This window comes from Alteromonas sp. G4i13 (assembly GCF_054960505.1).
The window spans coordinates 132,016-156,148 of record NZ_JBHNYX010000001.1 but is presented as its reverse complement, the minus strand read 5'-3'; the positions used below and the strand labels follow the sequence as shown (position 1 = coordinate 156,148).

Annotated in this window: 22 protein-coding genes; 1 reads left to right on the top strand and 21 read right to left on the bottom strand. The window is 43.6% G+C overall.

Going from position 1 to position 24,133, the window contains the following annotated elements; genetic code table 11:
• Positions 1-2: 2 nt before the first annotated feature.
• The 9 genes from pseF to ACFI6J_RS00680 form a co-directional block, all read right to left on the bottom strand.
• Positions 3-698 carry a pseudaminic acid cytidylyltransferase gene (gene pseF / locus ACFI6J_RS00720; protein ID WP_075176133.1) on the bottom strand — a complete coding sequence of 232 codons (696 nt, stop codon included), beginning with the start codon at positions 696-698 and terminating at the stop codon, positions 3-5.
• 78 nt (positions 699-776) lie between these two features.
• The gene (locus tag ACFI6J_RS00715) at positions 777-4,139 is read right to left on the bottom strand and encodes a motility associated factor glycosyltransferase family protein (protein WP_101563683.1); all 3,363 of its coding nucleotides are present in this window, start codon (positions 4,137-4,139) and stop codon (positions 777-779) included.
• Positions 4,139-4,381: a hypothetical protein gene (locus ACFI6J_RS00710; RefSeq protein WP_232379128.1), complete on the bottom strand. Its 243-nt coding sequence runs from the start codon at positions 4,379-4,381 to the stop codon at positions 4,139-4,141. Before ACFI6J_RS00710 ends, ACFI6J_RS00715 begins: the two co-directional genes overlap by 1 nt.
• A gap of 71 nt (positions 4,382-4,452) precedes the next feature.
• Positions 4,453-4,881, bottom strand: a complete 429-nt coding sequence (fliS, locus tag ACFI6J_RS00705) for a flagellar export chaperone FliS (protein WP_014975887.1) — start codon at positions 4,879-4,881, stop codon at positions 4,453-4,455.
• Between the two features lie 21 nt (positions 4,882-4,902).
• Entirely contained in the window at positions 4,903-6,333 is a 1,431-nt protein-coding gene (fliD, locus tag ACFI6J_RS00700; protein WP_014975886.1) for a flagellar filament capping protein FliD, read from the bottom strand.
• Positions 6,334-6,344: 11 nt separating this feature from the next.
• A complete protein-coding gene (locus ACFI6J_RS00695) occupies positions 6,345-6,845 on the bottom strand; it encodes a flagellar protein FlaG (RefSeq protein WP_014975885.1) in 501 nt (166 codons plus the stop codon).
• Positions 6,846-6,933: 88 nt separating this feature from the next.
• Positions 6,934-7,773 (bottom strand): flagellin N-terminal helical domain-containing protein, encoded by an 840-nt coding sequence (locus ACFI6J_RS00690; protein WP_014975884.1) that lies wholly within the window; start codon positions 7,771-7,773, stop codon positions 6,934-6,936.
• A gap of 798 nt (positions 7,774-8,571) precedes the next feature.
• Positions 8,572-9,420, bottom strand: coding sequence for a flagellin N-terminal helical domain-containing protein (locus ACFI6J_RS00685; protein WP_014975883.1), 849 nt, complete (start codon positions 9,418-9,420; stop codon positions 8,572-8,574).
• A gap of 706 nt (positions 9,421-10,126) precedes the next feature.
• Positions 10,127-10,972 carry a flagellin N-terminal helical domain-containing protein gene (locus tag ACFI6J_RS00680; protein ID WP_014975882.1) on the bottom strand — a complete coding sequence of 282 codons (846 nt, stop codon included), beginning with the start codon at positions 10,970-10,972 and terminating at the stop codon, positions 10,127-10,129.
• 239 nt (positions 10,973-11,211) lie between these two features.
• On the opposite strand from ACFI6J_RS00680, the gene ACFI6J_RS00675 reads away from it, so the two are divergent.
• Complete coding sequence (locus ACFI6J_RS00675; RefSeq protein WP_014975881.1) at positions 11,212-12,186, top strand: hypothetical protein; 975 nt, start codon at positions 11,212-11,214, stop codon at positions 12,184-12,186.
• 6 nt (positions 12,187-12,192) lie between these two features.
• On the opposite strand, the gene flgL is transcribed toward ACFI6J_RS00675, so the two are convergent.
• The 12 genes from flgL to ACFI6J_RS00615 form a co-directional block, all read right to left on the bottom strand.
• A complete protein-coding gene (flgL, locus tag ACFI6J_RS00670; protein WP_075176129.1) occupies positions 12,193-13,416 on the bottom strand; it encodes a flagellar hook-associated protein FlgL in 1,224 nt (407 codons plus the stop codon).
• 7 nt (positions 13,417-13,423) lie between these two features.
• Entirely contained in the window at positions 13,424-15,466 is a 2,043-nt protein-coding gene (gene flgK / locus ACFI6J_RS00665) for a flagellar hook-associated protein FlgK (RefSeq protein WP_014975879.1), read from the bottom strand.
• A 16-nt stretch (positions 15,467-15,482) separates the two neighbouring features.
• Positions 15,483-16,433, bottom strand: a complete 951-nt coding sequence (gene flgJ, locus ACFI6J_RS00660; protein ID WP_014975878.1) for a flagellar assembly peptidoglycan hydrolase FlgJ — start codon at positions 16,431-16,433, stop codon at positions 15,483-15,485.
• Between the two features lie 59 nt (positions 16,434-16,492).
• On the bottom strand, positions 16,493-17,605 hold the full coding sequence (locus ACFI6J_RS00655) for a flagellar basal body P-ring protein FlgI (RefSeq protein ID WP_014975877.1): 1,113 nt from the start codon (positions 17,603-17,605) through the stop codon (positions 16,493-16,495).
• A gap of 22 nt (positions 17,606-17,627) precedes the next feature.
• Positions 17,628-18,308 carry a flagellar basal body L-ring protein FlgH gene (gene flgH / locus ACFI6J_RS00650; RefSeq protein WP_014948599.1) on the bottom strand — a complete coding sequence of 227 codons (681 nt, stop codon included), beginning with the start codon at positions 18,306-18,308 and terminating at the stop codon, positions 17,628-17,630.
• An 11-nt stretch (positions 18,309-18,319) separates the two neighbouring features.
• Positions 18,320-19,108 (bottom strand): flagellar basal-body rod protein FlgG, encoded by a 789-nt coding sequence (gene flgG / locus ACFI6J_RS00645; RefSeq protein ID WP_014975875.1) that lies wholly within the window; start codon positions 19,106-19,108, stop codon positions 18,320-18,322.
• A gap of 46 nt (positions 19,109-19,154) precedes the next feature.
• Positions 19,155-19,898: a flagellar basal body rod protein FlgF gene (locus tag ACFI6J_RS00640; RefSeq protein ID WP_012517630.1), complete on the bottom strand. Its 744-nt coding sequence runs from the start codon at positions 19,896-19,898 to the stop codon at positions 19,155-19,157.
• 224 nt (positions 19,899-20,122) lie between these two features.
• Positions 20,123-21,508 carry a flagellar hook protein FlgE gene (flgE, locus tag ACFI6J_RS00635; protein WP_014948596.1) on the bottom strand — a complete coding sequence of 462 codons (1,386 nt, stop codon included), beginning with the start codon at positions 21,506-21,508 and terminating at the stop codon, positions 20,123-20,125.
• Between the two features lie 14 nt (positions 21,509-21,522).
• The gene (gene flgD, locus ACFI6J_RS00630) at positions 21,523-22,209 is read right to left on the bottom strand and encodes a flagellar hook assembly protein FlgD (RefSeq protein WP_012517628.1); all 687 of its coding nucleotides are present in this window, start codon (positions 22,207-22,209) and stop codon (positions 21,523-21,525) included.
• Between the two features lie 31 nt (positions 22,210-22,240).
• Complete coding sequence (flgC, locus tag ACFI6J_RS00625; protein ID WP_012517627.1) at positions 22,241-22,663, bottom strand: flagellar basal body rod protein FlgC; 423 nt, start codon at positions 22,661-22,663, stop codon at positions 22,241-22,243.
• 2 nt (positions 22,664-22,665) lie between these two features.
• Positions 22,666-23,100, bottom strand: coding sequence for a flagellar basal body rod protein FlgB (gene flgB / locus ACFI6J_RS00620; RefSeq protein WP_014948594.1), 435 nt, complete (start codon positions 23,098-23,100; stop codon positions 22,666-22,668).
• Between the two features lie 202 nt (positions 23,101-23,302).
• A complete protein-coding gene (locus tag ACFI6J_RS00615; protein WP_061484996.1) occupies positions 23,303-24,133 on the bottom strand; it encodes a CheR family methyltransferase in 831 nt (276 codons plus the stop codon).

Here is a 24,133-nt window from a genome sequence, read left to right as displayed (position 1 = left end):
TTTCACAGCCCTCGAGACTGGATCGCTCTGAATAGAAGCTCTGCGGTTTCCCAATCTTCTTCGGTATCGATATCTTGCACGCGGTATCTTGGCATCAGAAACGCGGTGGCGTGATGAGAATACATTGGCAAATTCTTTAGAAAAGCGTCAGCCTTGCCCCAGTAGAATTGCCCTGCGTCATGGTAGGCTTCCAGCAGATCCTGAGAGCGTGTTTTCATGTGCTGTTTATCAAACATTTCAATATCACCTTGCGGCGTAAAATGGAAAGCACGTTGAATAGGAAAAGGAAAGCTTGTTGCAGAGAAACAGAAGTCCTTCTTCGAACTTTTTAATTTTGCAAACGCATTCACTAAGTCTTCCGATGTAACAAAAGGTGCGGTAGCGTAAAGCACACAACAGTAATTTGCTGGTTTTTCGTTGTCGGCCAGCCATGTCAACGCGTGATTAACAACATCGCGAGTTACCGCATGGTCATCAGACAATTCAGCTGGACGAACAAACGGAACGAAAGCCCCTTTTTCAATAGCAAACTGCGCAATTTCGTCATCGTCAGTACTTACAATAACCTTATCAAATTCCTTTGAGGCTAGAGCAGCTTCTATAGACCAGGCAATAATAGGTTTATTGCAAAAAAGGCGGAGGTTTTTTCGCAAAATGCGTTTGCTACCACCTCGCGCTGGGATTATTGCTACATTCATAAGTGTCTCTGCTGTTAGCGTATATCGGTTTAGCTACTTCTGACGCTAGTGGCACGGTGATTGAGTAATTTGCTCACGCTAAGACGACTTCTTTTTATTAAAAATGATCTTTGTTTTACAAAGTGATGCTTCTAACGGTCTTGGACATAACCAAAATCTATCACCGGCTTCATTGGTCATCTCTTTATCGGCAAGAGGCTCAGAAGCTAAAGCAAACATGCTGTACGTTTCAAAAGACGTCATACTATTTGACAACTTGTGGAAGTAATCATCGAAAAAACTCCCCCAATCCTCTTTCTCAAGCTTAGGAAACACCAATTTCAGTTTATTGCTCGAAACTAGCGCGAGTACCGCAGTAAACACGGATTTTTCCACGCCTTTTTTATCCGAATTGTTAAAGGGACTGAATACCAAAACGTCGGTTTCCGCTGTGTTGAAACCTTCATGTAATTCTAGCAAGAGTTCAGGTTCGTTTGTTATGAATGCCGCTCGGCTAACTTCAGGCTTGCGCTTTTTCAAATCAGCAGCACTTGAGATAAATTCAAGTTGATAGCGATGTTGACTGTTATCAATATTTTCGTTTAGGCCAAGAGTCTCAATAATATGGCTAGCAGAATCACTAATAAAGCCCACGTTCTTACTCTTTACGTATTCTGATAAGGTGATCTCTTGTCTTTCTTTTGTGAAACTTGAAACTGAGTCAAAAGCATCAGGATACATCGAAACACTCGTTAACGCGTCATCAAGAAAGTTGTGCCAACACGATTTAATAGCTTCGAATTTCTCCATCACTAGTTCGTCATTTTTGAAATGCGTTAATTTACTGAAAATGCTGTTTATGTAATTCGAAGTACCATTGAAGTAAAAAAATAAAATGGAGCTTTTACGCAAATACGCCTCGACTAAGAACTTGCGCTGATCGAACACCAGTTTATCGATATCTTCGCGCCCATTAAATTCTTTGTCAGATAGCGCTTTAAAATTGGTGATGTCCTCTATTAGCGCATCATGATTAAACCGTTTAGCAAAACGTTGTTGGAATTCAGCTACCGGAATAGGAACATGAGCCTGAGTTTGAATCCAGCTCATCGCAGCCTGTTTGTCTTCCAATGAATTAGTAATAATTAACGCGTCTTGCTCTAATGGAGGACTTCCAACGATTTTTGCGCCATCGTTTAAATTATAAACATCGGCATCACTGAAAGCAGATAAAGTTTTCTCAATCACCGACTTTGACATGTTGAATTCAAACTTGGTATTTACATAGGGTCTAAAGTTCCCTCGCACTACCAATGAAGTGTCTATGCGCTCTGCGTGATTAAACAGTTCTCCGCCATCTTTTTTATAATAGCCTGAGGATTTAGAGTGATGGTGATTAACATCAACCATCCCCAAGTCAACGCCGAATAGATAAACTTGTTTAAAGCCCAGTTCTAACACGTAATTAATGACAAAATTCGATACGGTAGGATAGGAAAAATGAAGGTATGGCAATTCTAACTCAGGAAAGAGTTCCTTCATAAAAACCGTTGACGACTCACCTTCTTTGAAAGCGAGAAAGGTGTCTTTATAGAGCTTTATTGTATCAGGGTGAACACCATTACAGCTGATAAAATTGATCTGCTTTAAATAGTCTTTATCGCCTATACGCGATGCCCAATCGAAAGACGCTCGGTTCGACTCTACTTCTGCGTGAAAGTCAGGAACAATACCATTACTGTGCATTGCCTGTAAGGCTGTGCCGCAAGATATGACTATAGCTCGCTCCCTTTCTTCCTTCAAAAGGGGCAGTAAATTATCAAGAGAGGGGCCATTTCCGACGATAAATACCGCTACCTCACTTAAATTTCTACTGAGCTCCGGCACACCAGATTTGCGATAAAAGCCTATATTATTTTCTACCGCCCATTTCGTATGCGTCGTGCCAAAGCGAGAATGCTCGAAGTATTCCCCCATGGCGACAATTAAGCGCAGGTCTTCTCTTAGCTTATCAACCGCAGGAAGAAGCACTTCGTTATCATAGCCGAGTGTTAAGTAGGTATTGGCAATGATATGTGTTCCGATAGAGTGGAATTGACTTAAAAGGTCCCGAACGAGGTTAGTTCCGTCATCCCCGATGTTAAGGTAAATACGGTGCCGTTTTTCTTCAACTTTGTTCAGAATTGCCGCCCAATCTATCGCAAACAGAGAAGCAAAAAAGTAGTCTCGGTTGGGTTCGCAAACAAAGAGTTTCTCTATATCTCGCGAGTCACTGAGCGCTTCTAACTGATATCCTGCTCCCATGCCAAAAAGGAGCATCGATTTAACGGTTTCCGGTAGCTTACTTTCTTCCTCTTCCATTCCCGCCAAATGTTCTTGGATTTTCCTTACCATTTTATGATGCGAATAATGAATGAGTTTTCCCCCTGCGTAGCCTAATATTAGGTTATCGCGGTTGGGCTGCTTCACAAATGCTTCATAAGCTAGTTCAGACTCGCGTTTTGGGCTGTCACCGTAAAGCGGTGTGCAGGTCTCTATATGGAAGAGGTTTACTTCACCTGATTGATTAGCTTTGGGCTCCCACTTGACCGGCTTGTAGTCGCTGAATTCTTTAGCTATATCAGGGTAATACTTCGCAAACGCTTCAATGTTATTATCAAAAACGTCTTTACTAAGGTTACTGGTCGCCCAATCATTCGATGTAATCACCGGACTCCAAGGAACTAAATAGTCGTCAAATGGCTGCGAGGAAGAAAATGAAAATAGCCGCTTTTGCACGTCTTTAATTGTTAGCCCAGATAGACTTTTAAGTACTGAGTCAAAGCTCGCACTATGATAATGCTGATAAAAATGAACTGAAGCAAAAGGACTTACCTGCTTTAATTCACTTAAATCTTCTAATACAGAACTACCGTCTAACTGGCTTTGAAAATAAATTGCCGTTCCCTTCTCTGCAGCAACTTTGAAAATTTCTGGCCAAACACCGGTGAGCATAGAGCAATGTGTGAATTCAAAATTAGGCTCGTAAAGGACGATACTTTTGAAGTTAGTTTCATTTACCAATTTAAGTAAGTGAATTCCAAGAGCCAACCCCAGTACAACTAACACTTCTGCATCGTCTTCGATAGGCTTGGATTGCCGAGAAAAACCGTTTTTGTCCAATACCCAAGGAGAACTTATAAACGAGTCCACATGTTGGTGAATACTTGCGGTTACCTGTTCCCCGTAAAAGACCTTGCCGCTATTAAAGTCGACAATATCGAGTTCTTTATCTTTGTTAACGAAAACTGAGGTGGATGTACTTCTCGCCCGAATGAGCTGAGTAAAGATAGCCGGCATTACGCGCTTGAAAGCTATTAGGCTTTTTTCTTTGTTCTTTTTAATCGCGTACGCAGATTCAACTTCTAGCGATGTTTGTTTATCTTCATCATCTAAAAGGTAGAATTTAATAGCTTTAAGCATTATTTTTTATATCTCTTTGCCGCTTTTTGCGCTCTTGAAAAGCCAACTATCTCCTCTTTTGCAGCTAACTTCAACTTAAGCGCAAGTTCTTCTAATTCTTGATTAATAATTAGTTCATTTTCAGCGAAGGTAGTGCGTTCATTTCCAGAGAGTCTGCTTAACTCGCGTAGAACCAACGAATGCCGCAGGCTGATTAGATGATGGAAAGTTTCAGTTGAAAGCGCGGCAGGCTCTGCTGCCACGCAAACCGCAATTGCTGCGTTAACTTTGCTTAGGAAAAGAGGTGTAGATGAATGGTTTAACTTATCGACGTTCAAATCGCTTGCTTACTTTCTCGTTGCGCTCGAAACGCCTCTTCTTTTGCTTCTTGGGGAATCTGCACCCAAGCATCTCTAATCGGCGATAACAGTGAAGATACCTCATCTAACAACTTAATATCATTGTTAACATGAGCCTCGTTCAGTTTCTCGATCATAAATTCATAGAGGGCAAACATGTTTTCAGCAACTTCGCCGCCCACTTTTACATCTAACGTATCGCGCAGGTGAATAATAATGGCCGTTGCTTTCGAAATAAATGTCGCCTTCTCTTGCAACTCTTTTCGTTCCATTGCACCTTTCGCGTATGCAATCCTGTCTAGCGCGCCTTGAAGCAGCATCAAGGTCAACTTGTGAGGATCTGCATTGGCAACATCTTGCTTTAAATTACCTTTTTTGTAGGCATTAATACCTTTAAGAGACATACTTTCTCCGAAACTCGTACGTTATAGTGCGGCTAATAATGCCGAGCTTGTCTGATTCAACTGTGCCACAGTCTGGTCTAAGTTAAGGTACTTGCTTCGTAAGATTTGCTCATAGTTGAACATACGAAGCTCCAAAGTTTCCCTTTCAGAATAAACACCTTCTCTATTCTCTTTCGCCGTTTTTTCGCGCAGAGAAATAAGGCCTCCAGATGACGTAAACTCATCAACGAAATCGTATAAGCGAACCGCTATACCTTCATTTTCGTCTGTAAACAATGTAGCGATATCGTCGAAATTGTCTTCCAACGCATCTTTTAATCTGTCTTCCCCAGACCCAATTCCAAAGTCTGACGAACTAATTTCTAACTTTCCATCTTCGTCTAGCTCTATACCAAGTCTGAATAACCCACCAAGCTGTGAAGTAGACACGTTATCGCCAATTATAGATGATAGTCCAGACTGGATTCCTCTTAGCAATGAGTCTCCAGCAAGCGCACCATCTTCTTCCAACTCAGATTCACCATAGCGCGTCAACGTTCCAATTTCGTCAATAATCGCATTATAGTTATCTACAAAATCCCTAATTTTCTGTTCAAGACCTTCTTTGTCAAAACCGATTTTCAGCGTCGTCGACAAAAAGTTGCCCGCATTATCTTTGGGTGAGATCTCGTTAACATCAAAAGTGACGTTTTGAATTGTGTTTTCGAACTTATTTGACTGGCTTTGAACTTCAATTCCGTCAACAAATGCAATTGCGTTTTTGGCAGATTCAATGTTGGCAGCGCTAATGTTATTAGTTCCACCCGCAGTTGAAAGTCTGTCTAGTTCTGCAGCGCCTGTATCATTGTTGATAACTAGATCATTGCCATCACCGGTCTCTTCAGACAGAAACACCAGGCGAGGCCCTTCGGCAGTACCTGTATCAATAATATTTGCGGTTACACCGAAATTATCGTCTGCGCTGTTGATCGCTTCTCTGAGGTCTACAAGAGATGTGCCAGAATCAACGTTGATAGTAAATGAATCACCACCAGGAATGCTAAAGGTCAAAGAACCCGTTCCAGAACTTAAAACAGGATCTGAACTTGAAGTGAAAGCACCCGCGTCTGTAGTTATGCGACTTCCCGATGCAAGTTGTTGCACGGTAATATCGTAACTTCCGCGTAATGCTGAACTCGACGCATCAGCAGATAAAACGTCGTCATCTTCTGAAGGATTAACGATTGTAGGCTCTCGACCGTTAATATCAGTATCGCTACGTAAGTCATCGACAGCATCCTTAAAATCTGACAACTTAGACTTTATCTGTCCAAGACCAGAGATTTCTGCTTCGATCTTCTCTTCTTTTGTGTTGAGCCTTTCCTCTTTAGGCAATCTCTCAGCATCTAAAAGCTGCTGGACAAGATCATCAAGAGCTAAACCTGAACCTACACCTAGCGACTGAATAGTCATAACCTACCTCATTAAACCTGATTGTTGATAAACACCCCTACGCTATTCCCTACATCCTGCTGTAATTCCTGAATTCTTTCAGCAAGCTTTAAAAGCTCCTCGGAAGGAATCTGCCGAATAACGTCTCCAGATTGACTATCTTTAACTGTCACAACCGAACGATTGGTATTTTCGTCGATTGAAAAAGTTAAATCCCTGTTTTGAACAGTTAGAAATGACTCAACTTTTGCTACCGCCTCTTCAAGGTCAGCAACATTCCTCTCTCCACCTTGGTTATCGACTTCTCCAGATAAACCTTGAGATAAATTTTCATCTTCCACCTCAACGCTGTTGCTTTGAGATGAAGAAGACTTAGCAAGCTCATCTATACGATTTGCGTCACTGTTAACTTCTTTAGGTGAACTTAAACTGTCTCTTACCGACGATGCTGTATTTGGTGCTGTACCTGTTGAAGTACCTATCGCTGTACTTGATGCAAAAGGCTGACCATTTTGAATATTCGGTATTTCCACGTTTCTACCCCCCTTCTGAAACGACAAAACGGGAACCTGCCTAAGCAAGCACCCGTTACATCTCAACTAAGGCTAATTGTATTATAGCTTATCCAAGCAACGATAGCGCAGTTTGTGGACGCTGGTTGGCCTGGCTCAGAACTGAAACAGATGCTTGCTGAATAATCTGGTTACGCGTTAGTTCAGCCGTTTCCGCAGCAAAATCTGTATCTCTGATTTGAGAGCGTGCCGCAGACAAGTTCTCACTGATGTTACTCAGGTTACGAATAGTCGACTGGAATCTGTTTTGAAGCGCACCTAAATCAGCACGAACGCCCCCAACACCAGATATTGCAGCATCGACGGCACTTAATAGCGCAGCAGCACCTGAAGCAGTTTCAACACTATCACCATCAATACCAAGACCGGCTGTACTAAAGCCAGTAATTGATCCTAGGTTACCGGTTGAAAGGTTTACTGAAATCGTTTGACCTGCGTTAGCACCCACTAGGAATGAAGCAGAAAAGTTACCATCTAAGATGTTAACGTTACCAAACTGAGTATCCGTTGCGATACGTGAAATTTCAGTTCGTAGCGCTGATACTTCTTTTTGAAGCGCCAAACGGTCAGCAGAAGAGTTGATGCCGTTTTGCGATTGAATTGATAGCTGGCGAATACGCTGTAGACTCGTAGTAATCTCACTGATCGCACCTTCAGCTGTTTGTGCTAAAGAAATAGCATCGTTCGCGTTGCGTACTGCTTGGTTCAAGCCTTCAACTTGCGACGTAAGTCTGTCAGAAATTTGAAGACCTGCAGCATCATCTGCGGCACTGTTAATTCTAAAACCTGAAGACAATCTTTCGAACGACGTGTTAAGACGATCATTTACGTCAAAAAGCTGACGTTGTGCGTTGATCGAAGACACATTTGTGTTAACGAATAAACTCATTGGAATACCTCCTAGGGACTCGTCGACCAATGTGGTACGATCAAATCCTTCCAGTTCAAATTAGCTTGGTCACTACTCCGAGCTAACGCCTCTGTTAAAAGTAAAGTAAATTACCCCTCAACTATTGGTATCGGCCAACCCTTTAGGTTCTTTAGTTTTTTTTTCGTTTTTTTTGTCTTTTTTCGAAACAAACAGATAAGCTACTGAATTAGTTGACAAATAAATTTATAAAAATTTAAAAAGATCACATTTGTTCGGTTGATTTATCAAGCAATGATTAAAACGAGTTAAAGCGTTCAAGAAGGTTTGTCTTTTTCGCAACGAAGCGGCAGTACCTACTTCTCATACGCAAGACAGAATCGGCTTGTTAATTGAACGGCAAAGAATTGGAATGAGAATTGGAAAAAGAATTGGAATGAGAGTACCACTGCATGTCTTATCAATAAGACAGGCGAAATCTTTTACTCTAAATTTAAAGTTGGCATTGATGCTGCAAGGTATATTTTGAACAAATTGTCGTGCTCTGCAATTTGTTTGAAATTGGCGGGATGTTTCGGTATTACTAAAAAAAAAGGCCGAGACTATTTAATCTCGGCCAATTTGCTCACGTTAGGAGATTGAGCAAATTCAGTTTCTGTCGGCTGGCAGGTATTTAGTAGGATAAACTGGCCTCTCAACCAACACTTCTACACTCTCAGTCCTGTTAGTCGACGCTTTCTCAAAGGGGCGGCCTTACGGCCGCTATCCTTTTTCAGGGGATGGCCTCTCAACTCCTTCCCAAATTCAAGCGTCTTTTAATTAACCACCTAGTAGTGAAAGTGCAGCCTGTGGACGCTGGTTAGCCTGTGCCAGGATAGTAGTACTAGCTTGCTGTAAAATCTGGTTGCGGCTTAGTTCTGCCGTTTCGGTGGCAAAGTCTGCATCTTTGATTCGCGATCTTGCCGCTGATACGTTCTCTGAGATATTGCTCAGGTTTCTAATCGTAGATTGGAATCTGTTTTGAATAGCACCCAAATCTGCGCGAAGGCCACCAATTGCAGAGATTGCTGCATCTACATCGTCAAGAAGAGCAGACGCACCCGCTGCGGTCAAAACGTCGGCAGATATAATTCCAAGCCCTGTAGCACTGAAGCCGTTAACACCTGCTGCGGTTAATGCTTGAGTCGATAGATTCACTGAAATTGTTTGTCCAGAGTTTGCGCCTACCAAAAAGCTAGCAGAGAACACACCTGAAAGAATACTAACACCAGCAAACTCAGTTGTTGTTGCGATACGTGAAATTTCAGTTCTCAATGCAGAAACTTCTTTTTGCAGCGCCGCTCGGTCAGCTGAGCTATTAATACCGTTCTGCGATTGAATCGCCAACGTACGAATACGTTGTAGAGCAGTGGTAGTTTCAGCCATCGCACCTTCAGCAGTTTGTGCTAGTGAAATACCGTCGTTAGCATTTCGTACCGCTTGATCCAAACCTTGAATTTGCGAGGTCATACGGTCAGTAATTTGCAGTCCCGCGGCATCGTCTGCAGCACTGTTAATTCTAAAACCAGATGAAAGACGTTCAAACGCGGTGCTTAAGTTATTACCGGTAGTGAACAATTGACGTTGTGCATTCAAAGATGACACGTTGGTATTAACAAATAGACTCATGGGTCTCTCCTAACAGTTTCGAGTGTTGCGCTATTGGTTTTATTATTTGCGCGATTAGTTTAAATATTTGGCATAGCCTGTGCTTTGAATTACATGTCAGTTTAATCTGACGTTTCATTGGCACACTACCAATGGAACTTGCTAAGTAGAGAAGTTACTTCTCTTTGCTGGTCGGTGGGTTTGGTGTTCCAGAACCTCAAACCTCTCACTACCTCCTGGCTCTAATCTCGCCGGTCAGCAGCTCTAACCATTCATCAGCAAACTCCATTTTTTATCGACCTTTACTTGAATTTACTTTAGTAATTTTTTCAAATAATTTTATTCGATTTAAAGCACTGTTTTTCCTAACTTTTAAATACAGTTAATTTAAAAAAACTTGTATTCAAACTGTGCTTTTTACGCTCTTAAACATTAGCTTTAGAAGCGTAGAGAAAAGAAACATGGTTTATCTCCCCTTTGTAATAGTTATCGTCAAAGATCGAATTTTACTTTAGGTATTTTTTGCTAATTTTTAGAAAAACGGCGGATATAAATTAAAAATCTATATATTCCAGAGTGTTAGAGGGTAATTTTACGTGCACGAATAGTATAAATGAGGGGAATGACGCGTTTGAAAGGTCGGTATATAGAAAAGCTGGTCTTCAAAAGACCAGCTTTGAACGCACGTGAACTAGAGCACTACCTCCTGGCTTCACGTTAATGGCGATTAGCCTAGAAGCTGTAAAGCAGCCTGAGGACGCTGGTTAGCCTGAGATAATACAGTAGTACTTGCCTGCTGAATGATCTGGTTACGCGTCAAGTTAGCGGTTTCCGTAGCAAAATCTGTATCTTTAATCTGTGAACGTGCAGCCGACACGTTTTCAGAGATATTGCTTAGGTTACGAATAGTTGACTGGAAGCGGTTTTGCAAAGCACCCAAATCAGCTCGTAAGCTACCAATAGCAGAAATTGCGCTGTCCACATTATCAAGAATTGTAGAAGCATTTTCTGCTGAAAGAACATCACCAGTGCCAATACCAAGACCCGATGGGCCAAAACCTGAAACACCCGCAGCAGTAAGCGTAGGTGTAGACAAGTTAACAGAAATTGTCTGACCCGAGTTTGCACCTACTAGGAACGAAGCAGAGAACGCACCTGAAAGGATACTTACACCAGCAAATTCAGTGGTTGTAGCGATACGTGAAATTTCTGTACGTAGTGCAGATACTTCTTTTTGAAGCGCTGCGCGGTCTGCAGAACTGTTGATACCGTTTTGTGATTGAATAGCTAGAGTACGAATACGTTGAAGTGCTGTTGTTGTCTCAGACAACGCGCCTTCAGCAGTTTGCGACAATGAAATCGCATCGTTAGCATTACGAACGGCTTGGTTTAGACCTTCGATTTGTGAGGTCATACGATCGGTAATCTGAAGACCTGCAGCATCATCAGCAGCGCTGTTGATACGGAAGCCTGAAGATAAACGTTCAAATGAAGTACTCAATGAATTGCTTACATCAAAAAGCTGACGCTGGGCATTCAATGAGGATACATTGGTATTAACGAACATAGACATAAAGTCTCTCCTACACTCTCAGTCCAGCGTGCGCTGGCTGTCGGGATTTCCGACGTTTTGTTTTAGTAGTCATCAAGACCTGAGGGGTAATTGATGAACTGGCTCTCTCAGAAACTGTATCGACAACATATAAATTCTCTTTAGAAAAAATTACGATATTTGCCGATTAGCGGTAATATATTGCCGCTCGACGAGACAAGAACTTTCAGTAACCATCAGATTTTTAAAGGAGATTTCAATTGAAACAAAAACTTCAAATAGTTGAAATTAGTCGTGTATCACCACCTGCAGTTCATGCAGCCTTTACTGATTTGATGGAGAATCCCTTCGACAAAAGTAGCAGTTCACTGCTGTGCTGCTATCGCCAAGCAACAGATCATGTGAGCAGAGATGGCGCTATTGTTATCCTTACTTTGCGTAAAGAAACGTTAGAAGTGATCAACAAAGTATTGATTAAAGAGCTCGGTACCGATTTAAGAGATCCTAAATTGATGTACGACGGTCAAAGAGCAATAGTAACGGCCTTCGCTAAGACAATTGATGAAAATGAACAAGCACATACTAAGATGCTAAGTGTTTTCTCCACAACTGGACAATCTTGGTCTAGCAAACACTGGTTCGGCGATGATGGCTGGTGGATATGGAAGCCGCAATGGATAAACAACAAGGCATTCGGCTTTGCTTATCACCGCCCCGCTGATTACATTTCGCTTTACGAAGGCGACCCCACCCGCGCAATGCGCGTCCACAAACCAAACGTTTTCGGTCTTGCTAAAAATAACAAGGGATTCCCAAATGAAAGCGCCCTCTTGTTTGACCACGACGGTGAAGCAACAGTATTTTTAAGACGAGATGCCGATACATTTTCTGCTCAATTTGGCACATCTACGCCTCCCTATACAAAGTGGTTCTGGCATGACTTGGGAATTTATATTGGTGGGCCTTGTGCCATAGCGCTCACTAAAACAACATTCCTTGTTGCTGGTCGGCATGTGAACTGGGAAACCAGAGAGTTTTCGACACGACTTTGGCATTTCGATAAGACAAATAAAACACTAACCGAAATACTAACAATGCCCAGTAGCGGTGATACAAGTTATCCTGGCCTGATATTAGATAATGATCTACTTTACATGTCTTACTATTCAAGCCATATAGATAATCAGGCTAGAGTCTATGTAGCCAAAATTGATGGGGTTAAGTCGTTATTTTAACCCCGGCTAAATGTAGTTAAATAAGGAAAGGTTGGAAATTTGCGGAAATGTTGCCAGTGCCGCACTTAACGCAGTTTCCTGTTTCGCAAATTCAGTCGATGCTTCAGCGTAGTCAACATCTTGAATTGAAGAGCGCTGGGCTTTCGCTGCAATTTCCATGTCTAGGTTACTTTCATAAGTACTTTCAGCGATATTCAAGCGACTTCCCAAGGAAGCGCGCTCTAGAGATATTTTCTCTAGGCCGTTATCCAGACCTACCAATGCATCGGCGATAGCATCCTGTAGCGCTCCATGATTAATTGAAGTGTCTGATAGTAAAGACTGCACTTCATGGATTGTTTGAGCCATGCTTTTTTTCTCAGGTTGATCTAGAGAAAAACTGATCGAGTCGCCTGGTGACGCAACGGCTTCAAATTGCATACCTTTCAGCGTAAAGGGCTCTCCTGAGGTGTAGCCTACCGTTTCAATAACTGCACCACTGTTTTGATTAACAAGCTGAGCCTGACCTGTTCCGAGAAAATCTACCCTAAAGTCGTTGTTTGTTAGGTTAGCATTATCATAATTATTATTAAAAAAGGTATCGAAAGTACCTTGCTCCTTAATTGTCGCTCCCTCTAACGAGGTTACCGTATTCGCTGTTACTGAAAAGTTGAAACGAGATAGTACGTTCTCAAAAACTTCATACCCGTTACTGGTAGACTGAATCTTCGAGCTATTTGAAAGCTGAATGAAGTTTACGCCGGCATCGCCTGAAAAGGATATTGCATTACCTCCCGAAGCCGGGTTAAAAGTAAATGCTTGATTGCCAGATTGATAACCTGCGTACAGGTAATTACCATCTGCATCCTGCGTGTTCATCAAATCAAATATTTCGAGCTTAATTTGCTCTAACTCTGACCCGATAGCTCGTTTGTCAGGATCATCCAAAATGCCATTTCCCGCCTGAACGATTAATGTTCTAGCACGGTTAACCGAATTGGTAATATTCGTCAATACCGCTTCCTGCTGTTCGAGCGAACCTGTTACTAGATCATTGTTGCGCTGAAATTGGGTTAGCTCATCGATTTCTTCGGTTAAACGTAATACTTTTGCCGCACCAACGGGGTCGTCACTCGGAGTGATAATGCGTTTTCCAGAAGCTAGCTGCTCTTGAGTCTTTGCCAAATCGCCCTGATTTTGCATAATCGAGCGCATGTTTTGATCATAAATTTGATTCGTTGATATACGCATAACTCACCTACCTTGCTGACTGCAAAATGGTATTAAACAATTCTTGCGCCGTAGACAAAATTCGCGCTGCGGCAGCATAGCTTTGTTGATACTTTATTAAATTTGCGGCTTCTTCGTCTAAGCTAACGCCAGAGACAGACTCAAACCAATTCTTCGATTGAACCTTCATGGCTTCCGCCGAAGCAAGTGTTACTTTTGCCATCGAGGCATCTTCACCAATTCGGCCAACCATAGATGCATAAGCATCTTGGAAGGTACGTGGTGTATTCGTTGCCTCACTGCTGACTTGCACGGTATTTTCGTTTTGAATAGCCGCTAAATTAAGCGCATTACTGTTATCGTTAAAGCCATCTGTATTATAGCTGATCGAGAAACTATCCCCAGCTTTTGGCACGCCATCCAAGCTCAAATCAAAGCCTGGATCTGGGCTTATTCCCGCTTGACTAATGAGGTTAGTTAAATCAGTTGTGCCAGTTACTGTAGCTAAAACATTACCGCTTCCATCTACAACGTCGTATGTATCTGCGGCCGTAAAGTTAATTTGAGCTGGCGCTGAATTTAACAGCCCACCCGCTCCGTCAAAAGCAGAAGCGCCGACTTCTGTGTTAGATACCGTAACGTCAATGACATTTGCGCTTCCCAAATTTGTATTATTTGCACCTGCTCTCACCGGGCTTGCAAACGCTAAATCTTCAGGGCGATTTGTCTCTAGTGTAATCTTAGACGCGATATCTTTAGTTGGCTGAATGAGAAACTCATTACCCACGGTATAGGGATCGGTTCCTGAGAAATCAACTTCAATACCACCGGGCAATTCATTAAACCCAGCTGTAACCGCGTAATTGGAATAGATAATATCATTGCCAGAAGCGTCTTTTTTCGGTGTGCCATCTGCATTTAATAGCGTAATTTCTATTTGACTAGGCACGCCCGCAGTTACTGCCGTAACCTCAATTTTGTAGTCAGCATCCGTTAGCTCTGCACCTTTACCTTCGGTAATTTGTGCAGTTACAACATAGTCACCATTGGTATCGCTATATGCTAATCCGCGAAACGAAGGTATATCGAAAATATTGCTACCAAGTTGGCCGTCTAAGTCCATCCCCAATTTATTTTGCGTATTCATTGCATCGGCGAATGCTACTGATAGCTGACCAACATCCCGCATTGCAGGGCCTAAAATTTCGTTTCTGTACCCGAATAAACCGCCAAGTGCGCCACCTAAATCATCTTCTACGATACGTATTGAGGCATCAGCTTTTGTCTGTGAGCCAAAGTTTGTTTCTAGTTTGAGCTGCTTGAACGTTAAGTCAGCATTAGTATTCAGTTCAAATAAATTAAATGCGCCATTTTCTAATACCAATGACTCACCAGAAGTCAGGTTAATTGTTACCGCTCCATTTTGCGTGGTGCTTTCTTTAACTGTTATTCCCATGATTGAAGCGAGCTCGTCTATCGCTTGATCTCTCTCATTAAGCAATGCGCTAGGCTGGTCGCTGGTATTGTTACCATTGGCAATAACAATATTGCGATTTAGATCGCCAATATTGCCAATCAAGGTGTTCGCTCGATTCACCATCGACGTGAACTCTAGGTTTAATTCTTCTTCTTTCTCCAACATATAATCAGACAGTGTCTTCATTCGTTGGTACAAAGACTCAGATTTCCCTAACACTTGGTCGCGAGACGCCAGGTTAGTAGGATCGTCAGCAGCTGTTTGCAACGCGGCGAAGTACTCGCTCAATCCTTGGGAGATTGAGTTAGCCTCACTCGCTAGTAGATTGTCAATGGCCGCTGTTTTACTAGAGAATGTCTCAAGCTCGCCGACAGAAGTAATGTCCCTGCGCAATTGATTTTGAGCAAATACGTTGATGATACGTTCGGTATTGCCGATCTCTACACCGAAGACTTGGCTGTTTTGAAGCTCAGTGCGCTCGCGAACATAGCCTGGCGTGTTGACGTTGGCAATATTGTTACTGGTCGTTTGTAATAGCTTACTACTGGCGTTAACACCACTGGTGGCTAATGAGAATAAATCGACAGAACTCACAATGTAATCTCCAATGCTATGGCATTAACGTGCTGAGACGATCGCTGTTATACACTGCCATTATCTTGCGCGCGTATTCAGGGTCGGTAGCGTAACCCGCTTCTTGAAGCGCATGGGTATAGCGCGCTGCGTCAGAAGCATTCTCGACAGCATGGCTGTAGCGAGGCTGTGATGTGATAAAGCGTCCATAGTCTTCCATTGCGTCTTCTACTGACGAGTAGGACCTAAAAGCAGCCTTTTGTTTTTGCGGTAGTCCATTGTTAAATTCCAACGTGTCGACTACAGCCTGCTCTCCTTGCCATCCCTTATTTGCTTTGATGCCAAATAAGTTGTGCGAGCTTTCCCCATCCGCTTTATGGATAACAAATTTGCCCCACCCGGTTTCAACCGCGGCTTGGGAAATTATTGCTTTAGGATCCATTCCGTATTTTGCTGCCACTTTCTCAGCTATTGGCATTAGGCTCTCTACAAACTGCTCGGGACTTTCGAACATGGCATCTTTTTGTGCTGACTGGCTGCGAATAGACTGTGAAGAAAGGGCAATATCCTGCGCCTCAGTTACGTTGTACACACGGTTTCTGTTAAGTGATGATAAGTCTCCGTCACTTCTGATTACACTGGCAGGCGTATAGCTATCCTCAGTTTGACCTAACTGTTTAACAATGACATCAGCGAGACCTAAACCGCCACCGGAAGTGAGGTCTGTCGCTAGCTGTTGGTCGTGCATATCACGATAAAACTTAACTTGCTGTGAATTAAATGGGCTATTTTCGTCAGCAAGGGCATCTTGTGCTTTACGCATTGATTTCAACATCATTTGCACAAATATCGCTTCAAACTGCTGGGCAGCTTCTTGCAATACCGTCTCGTCGCCCGACGCAATGGCTTCACGCATTTTGTTTATGCTGCCCATATCGTGGACATTGCGAGCCATATCAAGCTGACTTTTTGTGCTAAGTGATTCCATCGTGCTTATTCCGCTGTGACTTTATTTTACTAACGTCTCGTAAATGCTCTTTGCTCGTTTTAAATAATAACGAGCTCTCCACGCAATGCGCCTGCTTGACGTAATGCTTCCAAAATTGCCATTAAATCGCCCGGCGCAGCGCCCACCTCATTTACCGCGCGCACAAGCTGGTCCAGAGTAACGCCTGGCTCAAACTTAAACATGCGGCTATCTGCCAAATCGACATCAACAATCGACTGAGTGGTAACGGCAGTCTGCCCTTCACCAAACGCGTTAGGTTGAGAAACTTGCTGATTTTCAGAGATGGTCACCGTTAGCCCGCCGTGAGTAATTGCTGCTGGTAACAAGCGAACGTCACTGCCAATAACAATGGTGCCTGTGCGGCTGTTTATTACCACACGCGCTGGCGCATCAGCTGGTGTAAATTCGAAGTTTTCTAAGGTAGCCAAAAAGCCCACGCGCTGACCGACATCTCGCGGGGCCGACACGCGAACAGACGCTGCATCAATGGGCTTAGCAATAACATAGCCATTTTCCGGCTGTGCACCTAAGCGCTCGTTGATCGTATCTGCAAGCGACTTGGCTGTTGAGAAATCTGGATAATGGAGGTTAAGCGTTAACGTGTCGCCATTGGCAAAGCCTGTTGGTACAGATTGCTCTACCATCGCACCGTTTGGAATTCTGCCTACCGTTGGCGTATTAACGACAATACGAGAGCCATCACCGCCTTGTGCGCCAAACCCGCTCACGACTAAGCTGCCTTGCGCTACAGCGTAGACTTTACCGTCAACACCGCGAAGAAACGTCTGGAGCAGCGTTCCGCCTTGAAGACTGGCCGCTTCGCCAACTGAAGAAACCGTAATATCAATGGTTTGTCCGGGTTTTGCAAAAGCAGGCAGGTCGGCGTGTACCGCCACTGCGGCCACGTTTCGTATTTTTGGCTTGGTGTTAGCGTCAAGACTGATACCAAAGTTGCGCAGCATGGTTCTGAAACTTTGTTCGGTAAACGGGCTTTGTTCACCCGTTCCAGGCAAACCTACAACAAGACCATATCCCACTAATTGGTTACTACGTACGCCTTGAATACTCGCTACATCTTTAATGCGCTGCGCACCTGCCTGTGAAGATAAAAGCATTGTGAAAGCGGCTAATACTACTGAAAACAAACGCATGTTCACTCTCCTATCCTAAAACCTAAAGAGGCCACCAAGCAGAATCAAAGAACTTGGTTAACCAACCCTTTTCTTGTGCTCGCGCAAAACTTCCCGTACCCGAATATTGGATACGCGCATTTGCAACCTTAGTGGACACGATTTCATTCTCGGGACTAATGTCTGCCGGACGAATGATACCGGTAAGACGAATATATTCATCGCCCTGATTCAGGGTTAGCCACTTTTCGCCACGAATAACAAGGTTGCTGTTAGGAAGTACGTCGACCACAGTAACTGAGATAGCGCCGTTTAAGCTGTTGCTTTGGTTAGCAGTGGCATCACCGGAGAAATCTCGGGATGAACTTATTCCTAATTGTACGGACTCTCCGCCAATGTTTATCGCCTGCCCAGCAAGCCCGGTAATAGGATTAAGATTGACGTTTGAATCTTTCGCTGTGCTAGTGTCGGCTGATTTGCTCGCTTGGGTATTCTCGCTTAACGTTACAGTGATGATGTCACCGACTCTTCTTGCGGTAACGTCAGAATATAAGTTATTAGCAAGCTGCGAACGAAAAAGCGAGCCATCCTCTACTACCGTTTCACGCGGGTAATCTGGCACTACCGGTGCAAACGACGGGTCGTTTGCCTGAACGGGAGGCTCGTTTGTACTGGCGCAACCGCCAAGTATCAGAAGTGCAGCAGATAAACCTAAAATACGCATGATGCTACCTACTAAAGTTGCTGAATAACCTGACCAAGCATTTGGTCGACCGATGAGATAACCTTTGAGTTCATCTCATACAAGCGCTGGCTTTCGATAAGGTTTACTAACTCTTCGGTCACGTTTACGTTAGAGGTTTCCAACGTGCCTTGTGAGATATAACCCAATCCTTGCAGACCAGGGACCCCCTGAATAGGCGCACCGCTTGACGCTGTCTCTACATAAAGATTTTGTCCGGTTGGTTGTAATCCGGTTGGGTTAACAAAGTCAGAAATATTAAGCTGACCGAGTACCTGCGGTTCAGCTTGGCCCCGTATGCTCACGCTAATTTCACCATCTTGAGAAATTGTGATTTGTTGCGCATCTTCGGGAATAGCCACTTCAGGCTGAAGCAAAAAACCCGCGCCAGATGTAACAATTTGGCCTTGGTCGTTCAGTGAAAACTGACCATTTCTTGAATATGCAATGGTGCCGTCTGGCTGCAATATTTCAAAGTAACCACGACCTTGAATTGACATATCAAGCGCGTTTTCAGTGGTTAACAGGTTACCTTGCGTATGTGCTTTTTGAGTAGCAACGACCTTCGAGCCTGAACCAAGCATAAGCCCAGAAGGAAGCTCTGTGTCAGCAGACGAACGACCGCCTGGCTGATTGATATTCTGATAAAGCAAATCTTCAAACACCGCGCGGTCTTTTTTAAAGCCCACAGTTGACGCATTGGCTAGGTTGTTAGATACCACTGCCACATCAGTCTGTGCGGCGTCTAGTCCGGTTTTACTTATCCATAGTGCTGGATGCATGTTAACCTCCGACGTTGCTCATGGGGCAACGATGATAAAAATTCGTTTACAGAATGCGTAATAACGCATTGCCACTTTGATCTAGTTTCTCTGCTTGCTTCATCATTTTGACTTGAAGCTCGTAGTGACGTTGCAGACTTATCATGTCTACCATTTCGTCAACCGCATTGACGTTGGAACCTTCAAGCATGCCCGACATTACTTTCACGTTGGCATTGGCTGGCGCTATTGAGCCATCTTCCATTCTAAATAAGCCGTCGTTCCCACGTTCCATGTCTGCATAGTTTGGGCTAACTAATTTAAGTCGCCCCACTTCTTCAATAACATTGGCAGGGGCACCTAACTGTCTCATTGACAACGTGCCATCGGCCGCAATATTGAGATTATCTAAAGGAACAGGAAGGAATATTGGCCCATTGTCACCAAGCACGACGCGATCGTGGATATCTGTCAAAATTCCGTCATCGCCTAACTTGAAATTTCCATCACGCGAGTAAGCTTCTTGACCATTTTGATCTTGTACAGCGAACCAACCATCACCTTGGATGGCTACGTCTAAGTCGCGGTCTGTTTTAATCATCGGACCCGACTCGTAATTATTCGACGGGCTTTCTGTCATGGAAAACACGCGAGTCGGCAAACCTTCGCCGTAGGCCGGCATTGACCTTGCCTGCTCTAACTGCGCTCTGAATCCCGTTGTCTGTGCATTAGCCAAGTTATTGGCCCTAATCCCTGTTCCGAGAAGGTCTTGGGAGGCGCCACTTGCTGAAATATAGAGAAGTTTGTCCATGACTGACTTTTGACTCTGATTAAACCTTAAACAAGATTTTGCAAAGGCAGTGCCAATCTGTGGATATTTAGTGCAATTGAAAAATAAGGGCGGTATTGAATTGATATATATAGAAAAATAAAAAGGTCGCATTGTTGCGACCTTTCTAAATCGGGTCAAATAGGTACGGTTTTCCGCGCCTAAAATTTGCCGCTTAGCAATCTGCTAATGTAGCTTACTGCAAACTATCGAATGTTAAGGATAGTCTGGTTTAGCGAGTTGTTCACTTCAAGCGCACGCGAGTTTGCCTGGAAGTTACGCTGAGCGATAATCATGTCGATGAGCTCAGTGGTAAGGTTAACGTTAGCTTGTTCTAGCGCCGAAGAGTTAATTTCGCCGAAAGTACCGGTTGTTGCTTCACCCGCTAGTGCCTCACCTGAAAGAATACTTTCCTTCCACTGAGTACTGCTCTCTTGAGTTAGGCCTTGTTCATTAGAAAAGCGAACCAAAGCGACACGAACAATAGGTTCAGACGTACCATTAGAGAACGTTGCACGAACCAAGCCATCCGGACCAATGTCGATACCTGTTAATCGACCTACAGGTAAACCGTCTTGTTCTAGTGAAGTAACTTCAAACGCAGAGGCGAACTGAGTCGGCTCATTAGGCGTCGCGTTATTAACATCGAGGTTAAAATCAATGCTTATTTGCTGCGTAGGATCTGAGCCATTAGCAAGAATACCTGCACCTAACGCTTCTGTTTGCATTTTGAAATCAAGTGTAGGTAGGCCATCAGGCGTTTCCATGCCAGCAAAATCACCACCTTGAGAAAAGATAAGTTTAGATGCTGTTACGGCGTTACCGGTGTTACCACCGACACTATTTACTGCTGTTGCTGGGTCTGTGTCATTACCCGCTGAATCTGTCATATCAACTAGCGTGTCATCGATTGCAGTAGCAACATACCACTCATTATCAACACCCGGTGTCGCATCCTTTATGAAGTAATAGGTCATTACGTGGCTATCACCTAACGAATCGTAAACGGTTACCGATGTTGCTGCGTTGTAGGTAAGCGGATCTTCAGGGTCAAAATCTTGTGGATCTAGGGCTGCATCACCAGCAGGCAAGTTCATTCGAATGTCAACTTCTGTGGTTTGTGCTGGTGAACCCGAAGAATCTGGGATACGTACTGGTTCTGTAGTACTAAGTGCTACCGAGGCACTTGTACCATCAGAGTTAACGGGGAAACCCAATAAGTTATCGCCGTTACTATTAACCACGAAATTGTCGCTATCTAACTTGAACTGACCCGCACGTGTGAACGAGAAGTCGCGAGAAGTAATTTCAGGTACTGTCGCAAAGAAACCATTACCCGTAATCGCCAAATCAAGCGAGGTATTGGTAAACTGAAGGCTACCTTGAGAAAATTGCTGAGCAACTTCTTGAGTGAGTACACCGTCACCTACTTTAGTTTTACCACCTGAAAGCAGTGATGCCGCATAAACATCGCCAAATTCAGCGCGAGATTCTTTAAAGCCAACTGTATTTACGTTTGCGATGTTGTTGGCGGTTACATCCAAATCTTTTTGTGCGGCTGATACGCCACTCAGTGCAATATTAAAAGACATTATTGATTCTCCTACTAACTGCCGATTTGAATGACGTCATCAAGATTGATACTGACATCACCATCCAAATTCAAAATTACGCCTTGACCACTACCAGCCAAGCTTACACTTCCAACATGGCGATTAACGGCGGTATTTAGCTGAACACCTTCTCCATTTAATTCGCCAGTGGCACTGATAACATATTCACCCGGTGCCATCTGGTTGCCATGCTTATCTTTGCCATCCCATTCAAACTCAATGTTGCCAGCGCTTTGTGTGCCTGCATCAATGGTTTTTATGACTTCACCAAACTGGTTCTCAATAGTGATCGTCATATTCTGAACTGTTTTTTCATTCACAATTACACCCGAAATGCCATCGCCTTCATTAGCCATATAACCCACGTTACCTTGAACCAGCACGTTTTGCCCGATAAGACTAGAGGCTTGTAACGCTTGATTCGATGTCATTGAAGCTGCAAACGACTCAAACTTTTCGTTAAGCTGGGAAATGCCGTCGGCCATCGTAAATGATGTCATCTGCGCTACCATTTGATCGTTATCAACAGGTGCAGTGGGATCCTGATTGGCTAACTGCTCAGTTAACATTGAGAAGAAATCTTCCTGGGTTAACTGCTGCTCGGTGCCGTCAGCTATTTTGACGGTTTCCTCTTGCCAATACAGATCAGTATTTAAGCCAGTGTTGTTTATGGTATTCACTGAGTAATCCTCACATTATTCAAGCGGCAAGTTACTGCCCTTGACCTAGCTGCAGTACGCGACGGAAAATACGCTTTGTGGTGTCCGCAACCTGCACGTTAGTTTCATACGCTTTGGACGCTGACATCATATTCGCCATCTCTTCCACAATGTTCACGTTGGGTTTATAGATGTAGCCGTTTTCATCTGCCATCGGGTTGTTAGGTGAATACTCCACTTGCAAAGGAGCATCACTTTCTACAATCCCCTTTACTTGAACACCTGCACCTTTTGACTGATCGCGCATTGCATCTTGCAACGCCGTAGCGAAAACTGGATGGCGAGCTCGGTATGTTTCGTCATAGCTGCTGCTAACCGAGTTAGCGTTGGCAATATTACTTGCCGTAGTATTAAGACGTACATTCTCCGCCTCCATACCCGTACTCGAAATTTGCATTACATTAAATAAACTCATGACTACTGACCTCCTGAGCTAAGCGCTTTTTTCATGCCTTTAATTTTTCCGTTCAAAAATTCTAGGCTGGCTTGGTAGCGCAATCCATTGTCTAAAAACCGATTTCTTTCCGCTTGAACTTCAACCGTATTACCGTCGCCAGTGTCTGGTTGTGTTGGGATGCGGTATTGCATGTCAAAGTTTGCCGCTACTGACGTAGAATTGCCGCTTAAGTGGCGATCATTTGTCCGCACCATTCCTGAAGAAGCGTGATTGGCTGTACCACCAGATGCTTCTCGCATAGCCGACTGCATTGCTTTATTAAAATCAATATCCCGCGCTTTATAACCAGGCGTGTTTGCGTTCGCTAGATTTCCAGAAATCACTTCCATACGCTCTGTGCGTATAGTGAGTGCTGACTCATGAAAGCCAACCAGCTTATCTAGGTTAATAGCCATAACATGACCTCTGACATACTAAAAATTTGTTTCGTGGTGACAATGTAAGCGGACAATTAAATATCGAATCTTGCCGTTTTACTGTCGTTTGTAAAAATAGTTAGCAAGGCAAATGCCATAATGAGATTTTGACGGAGGGTGTAAGTCAAAAGTGTCGACCTGATCATAGAAAAAGTATTAGTTATCAGGCCGATAAGTTAGATCATTTTTTTTGATAGTAAAGGCCAGGGTGGCACTTAACCATTCTGTAGGTATCACTTGCAGCGCTGATTGATTCAGAGGCGCCAAGGAAAAGCACACCCTGAGGCTGCAGCTGCCCGGCAATTTGTTGCAGGATGCGTTGTTTTACTTCGGCCGAGAAATAAATCAAAACATTACGGCAAAAAACGATATCAAAGCGGCCAAGTGCTGCATAGCTCGAAAGTAAATTTAGACTTCTAAAGCTTACCATCCGACGAACGTCGGGTTTTACCTGCATAAGCCCGCTATCATTTTGCTGGAAAAAGGCCTGCCTCCTTTGAGGGGACAATCCCCTTGCAAGGGACAGTTCGTCATAAATACCTAACTCACACTTTTGCAGCATTTCTGACGATAAATCTGTAGCAACAATCTCAACACCCGCTCTTAATGCACCTGGCCTTTGGCGCTGATATTCAAGTACAGACATCGCAATAGAATAAGGCTCTTGTCCAGACGAACAAGCGGCACTCCATATGCGAAGCTTCTGATTTTTTGCCGATAGTGTTGGTAGTAACTCTTTTACAAGTAAATCGAAGGGATAGTTGTCTCGAAACCACAACGTTTCGTTTGTGGTCATTGCGTCAATAACGTTCTGTAGTAAGGTTCTATCGAACCCTTTCACAACCACGTCAATCAGCTCGTCAGCAGACTCATACTTATGCTTATAGAGTAATGAAGCTAAACGGCTGCGCACCAGGTATTGTTTATTATCACCTAATACTATGCCGCATTGCTTTTCCAAAAACTCTCTAAACTTGAGGTAACTTGCTGGCGAAACGTCTTTATTAGCCAA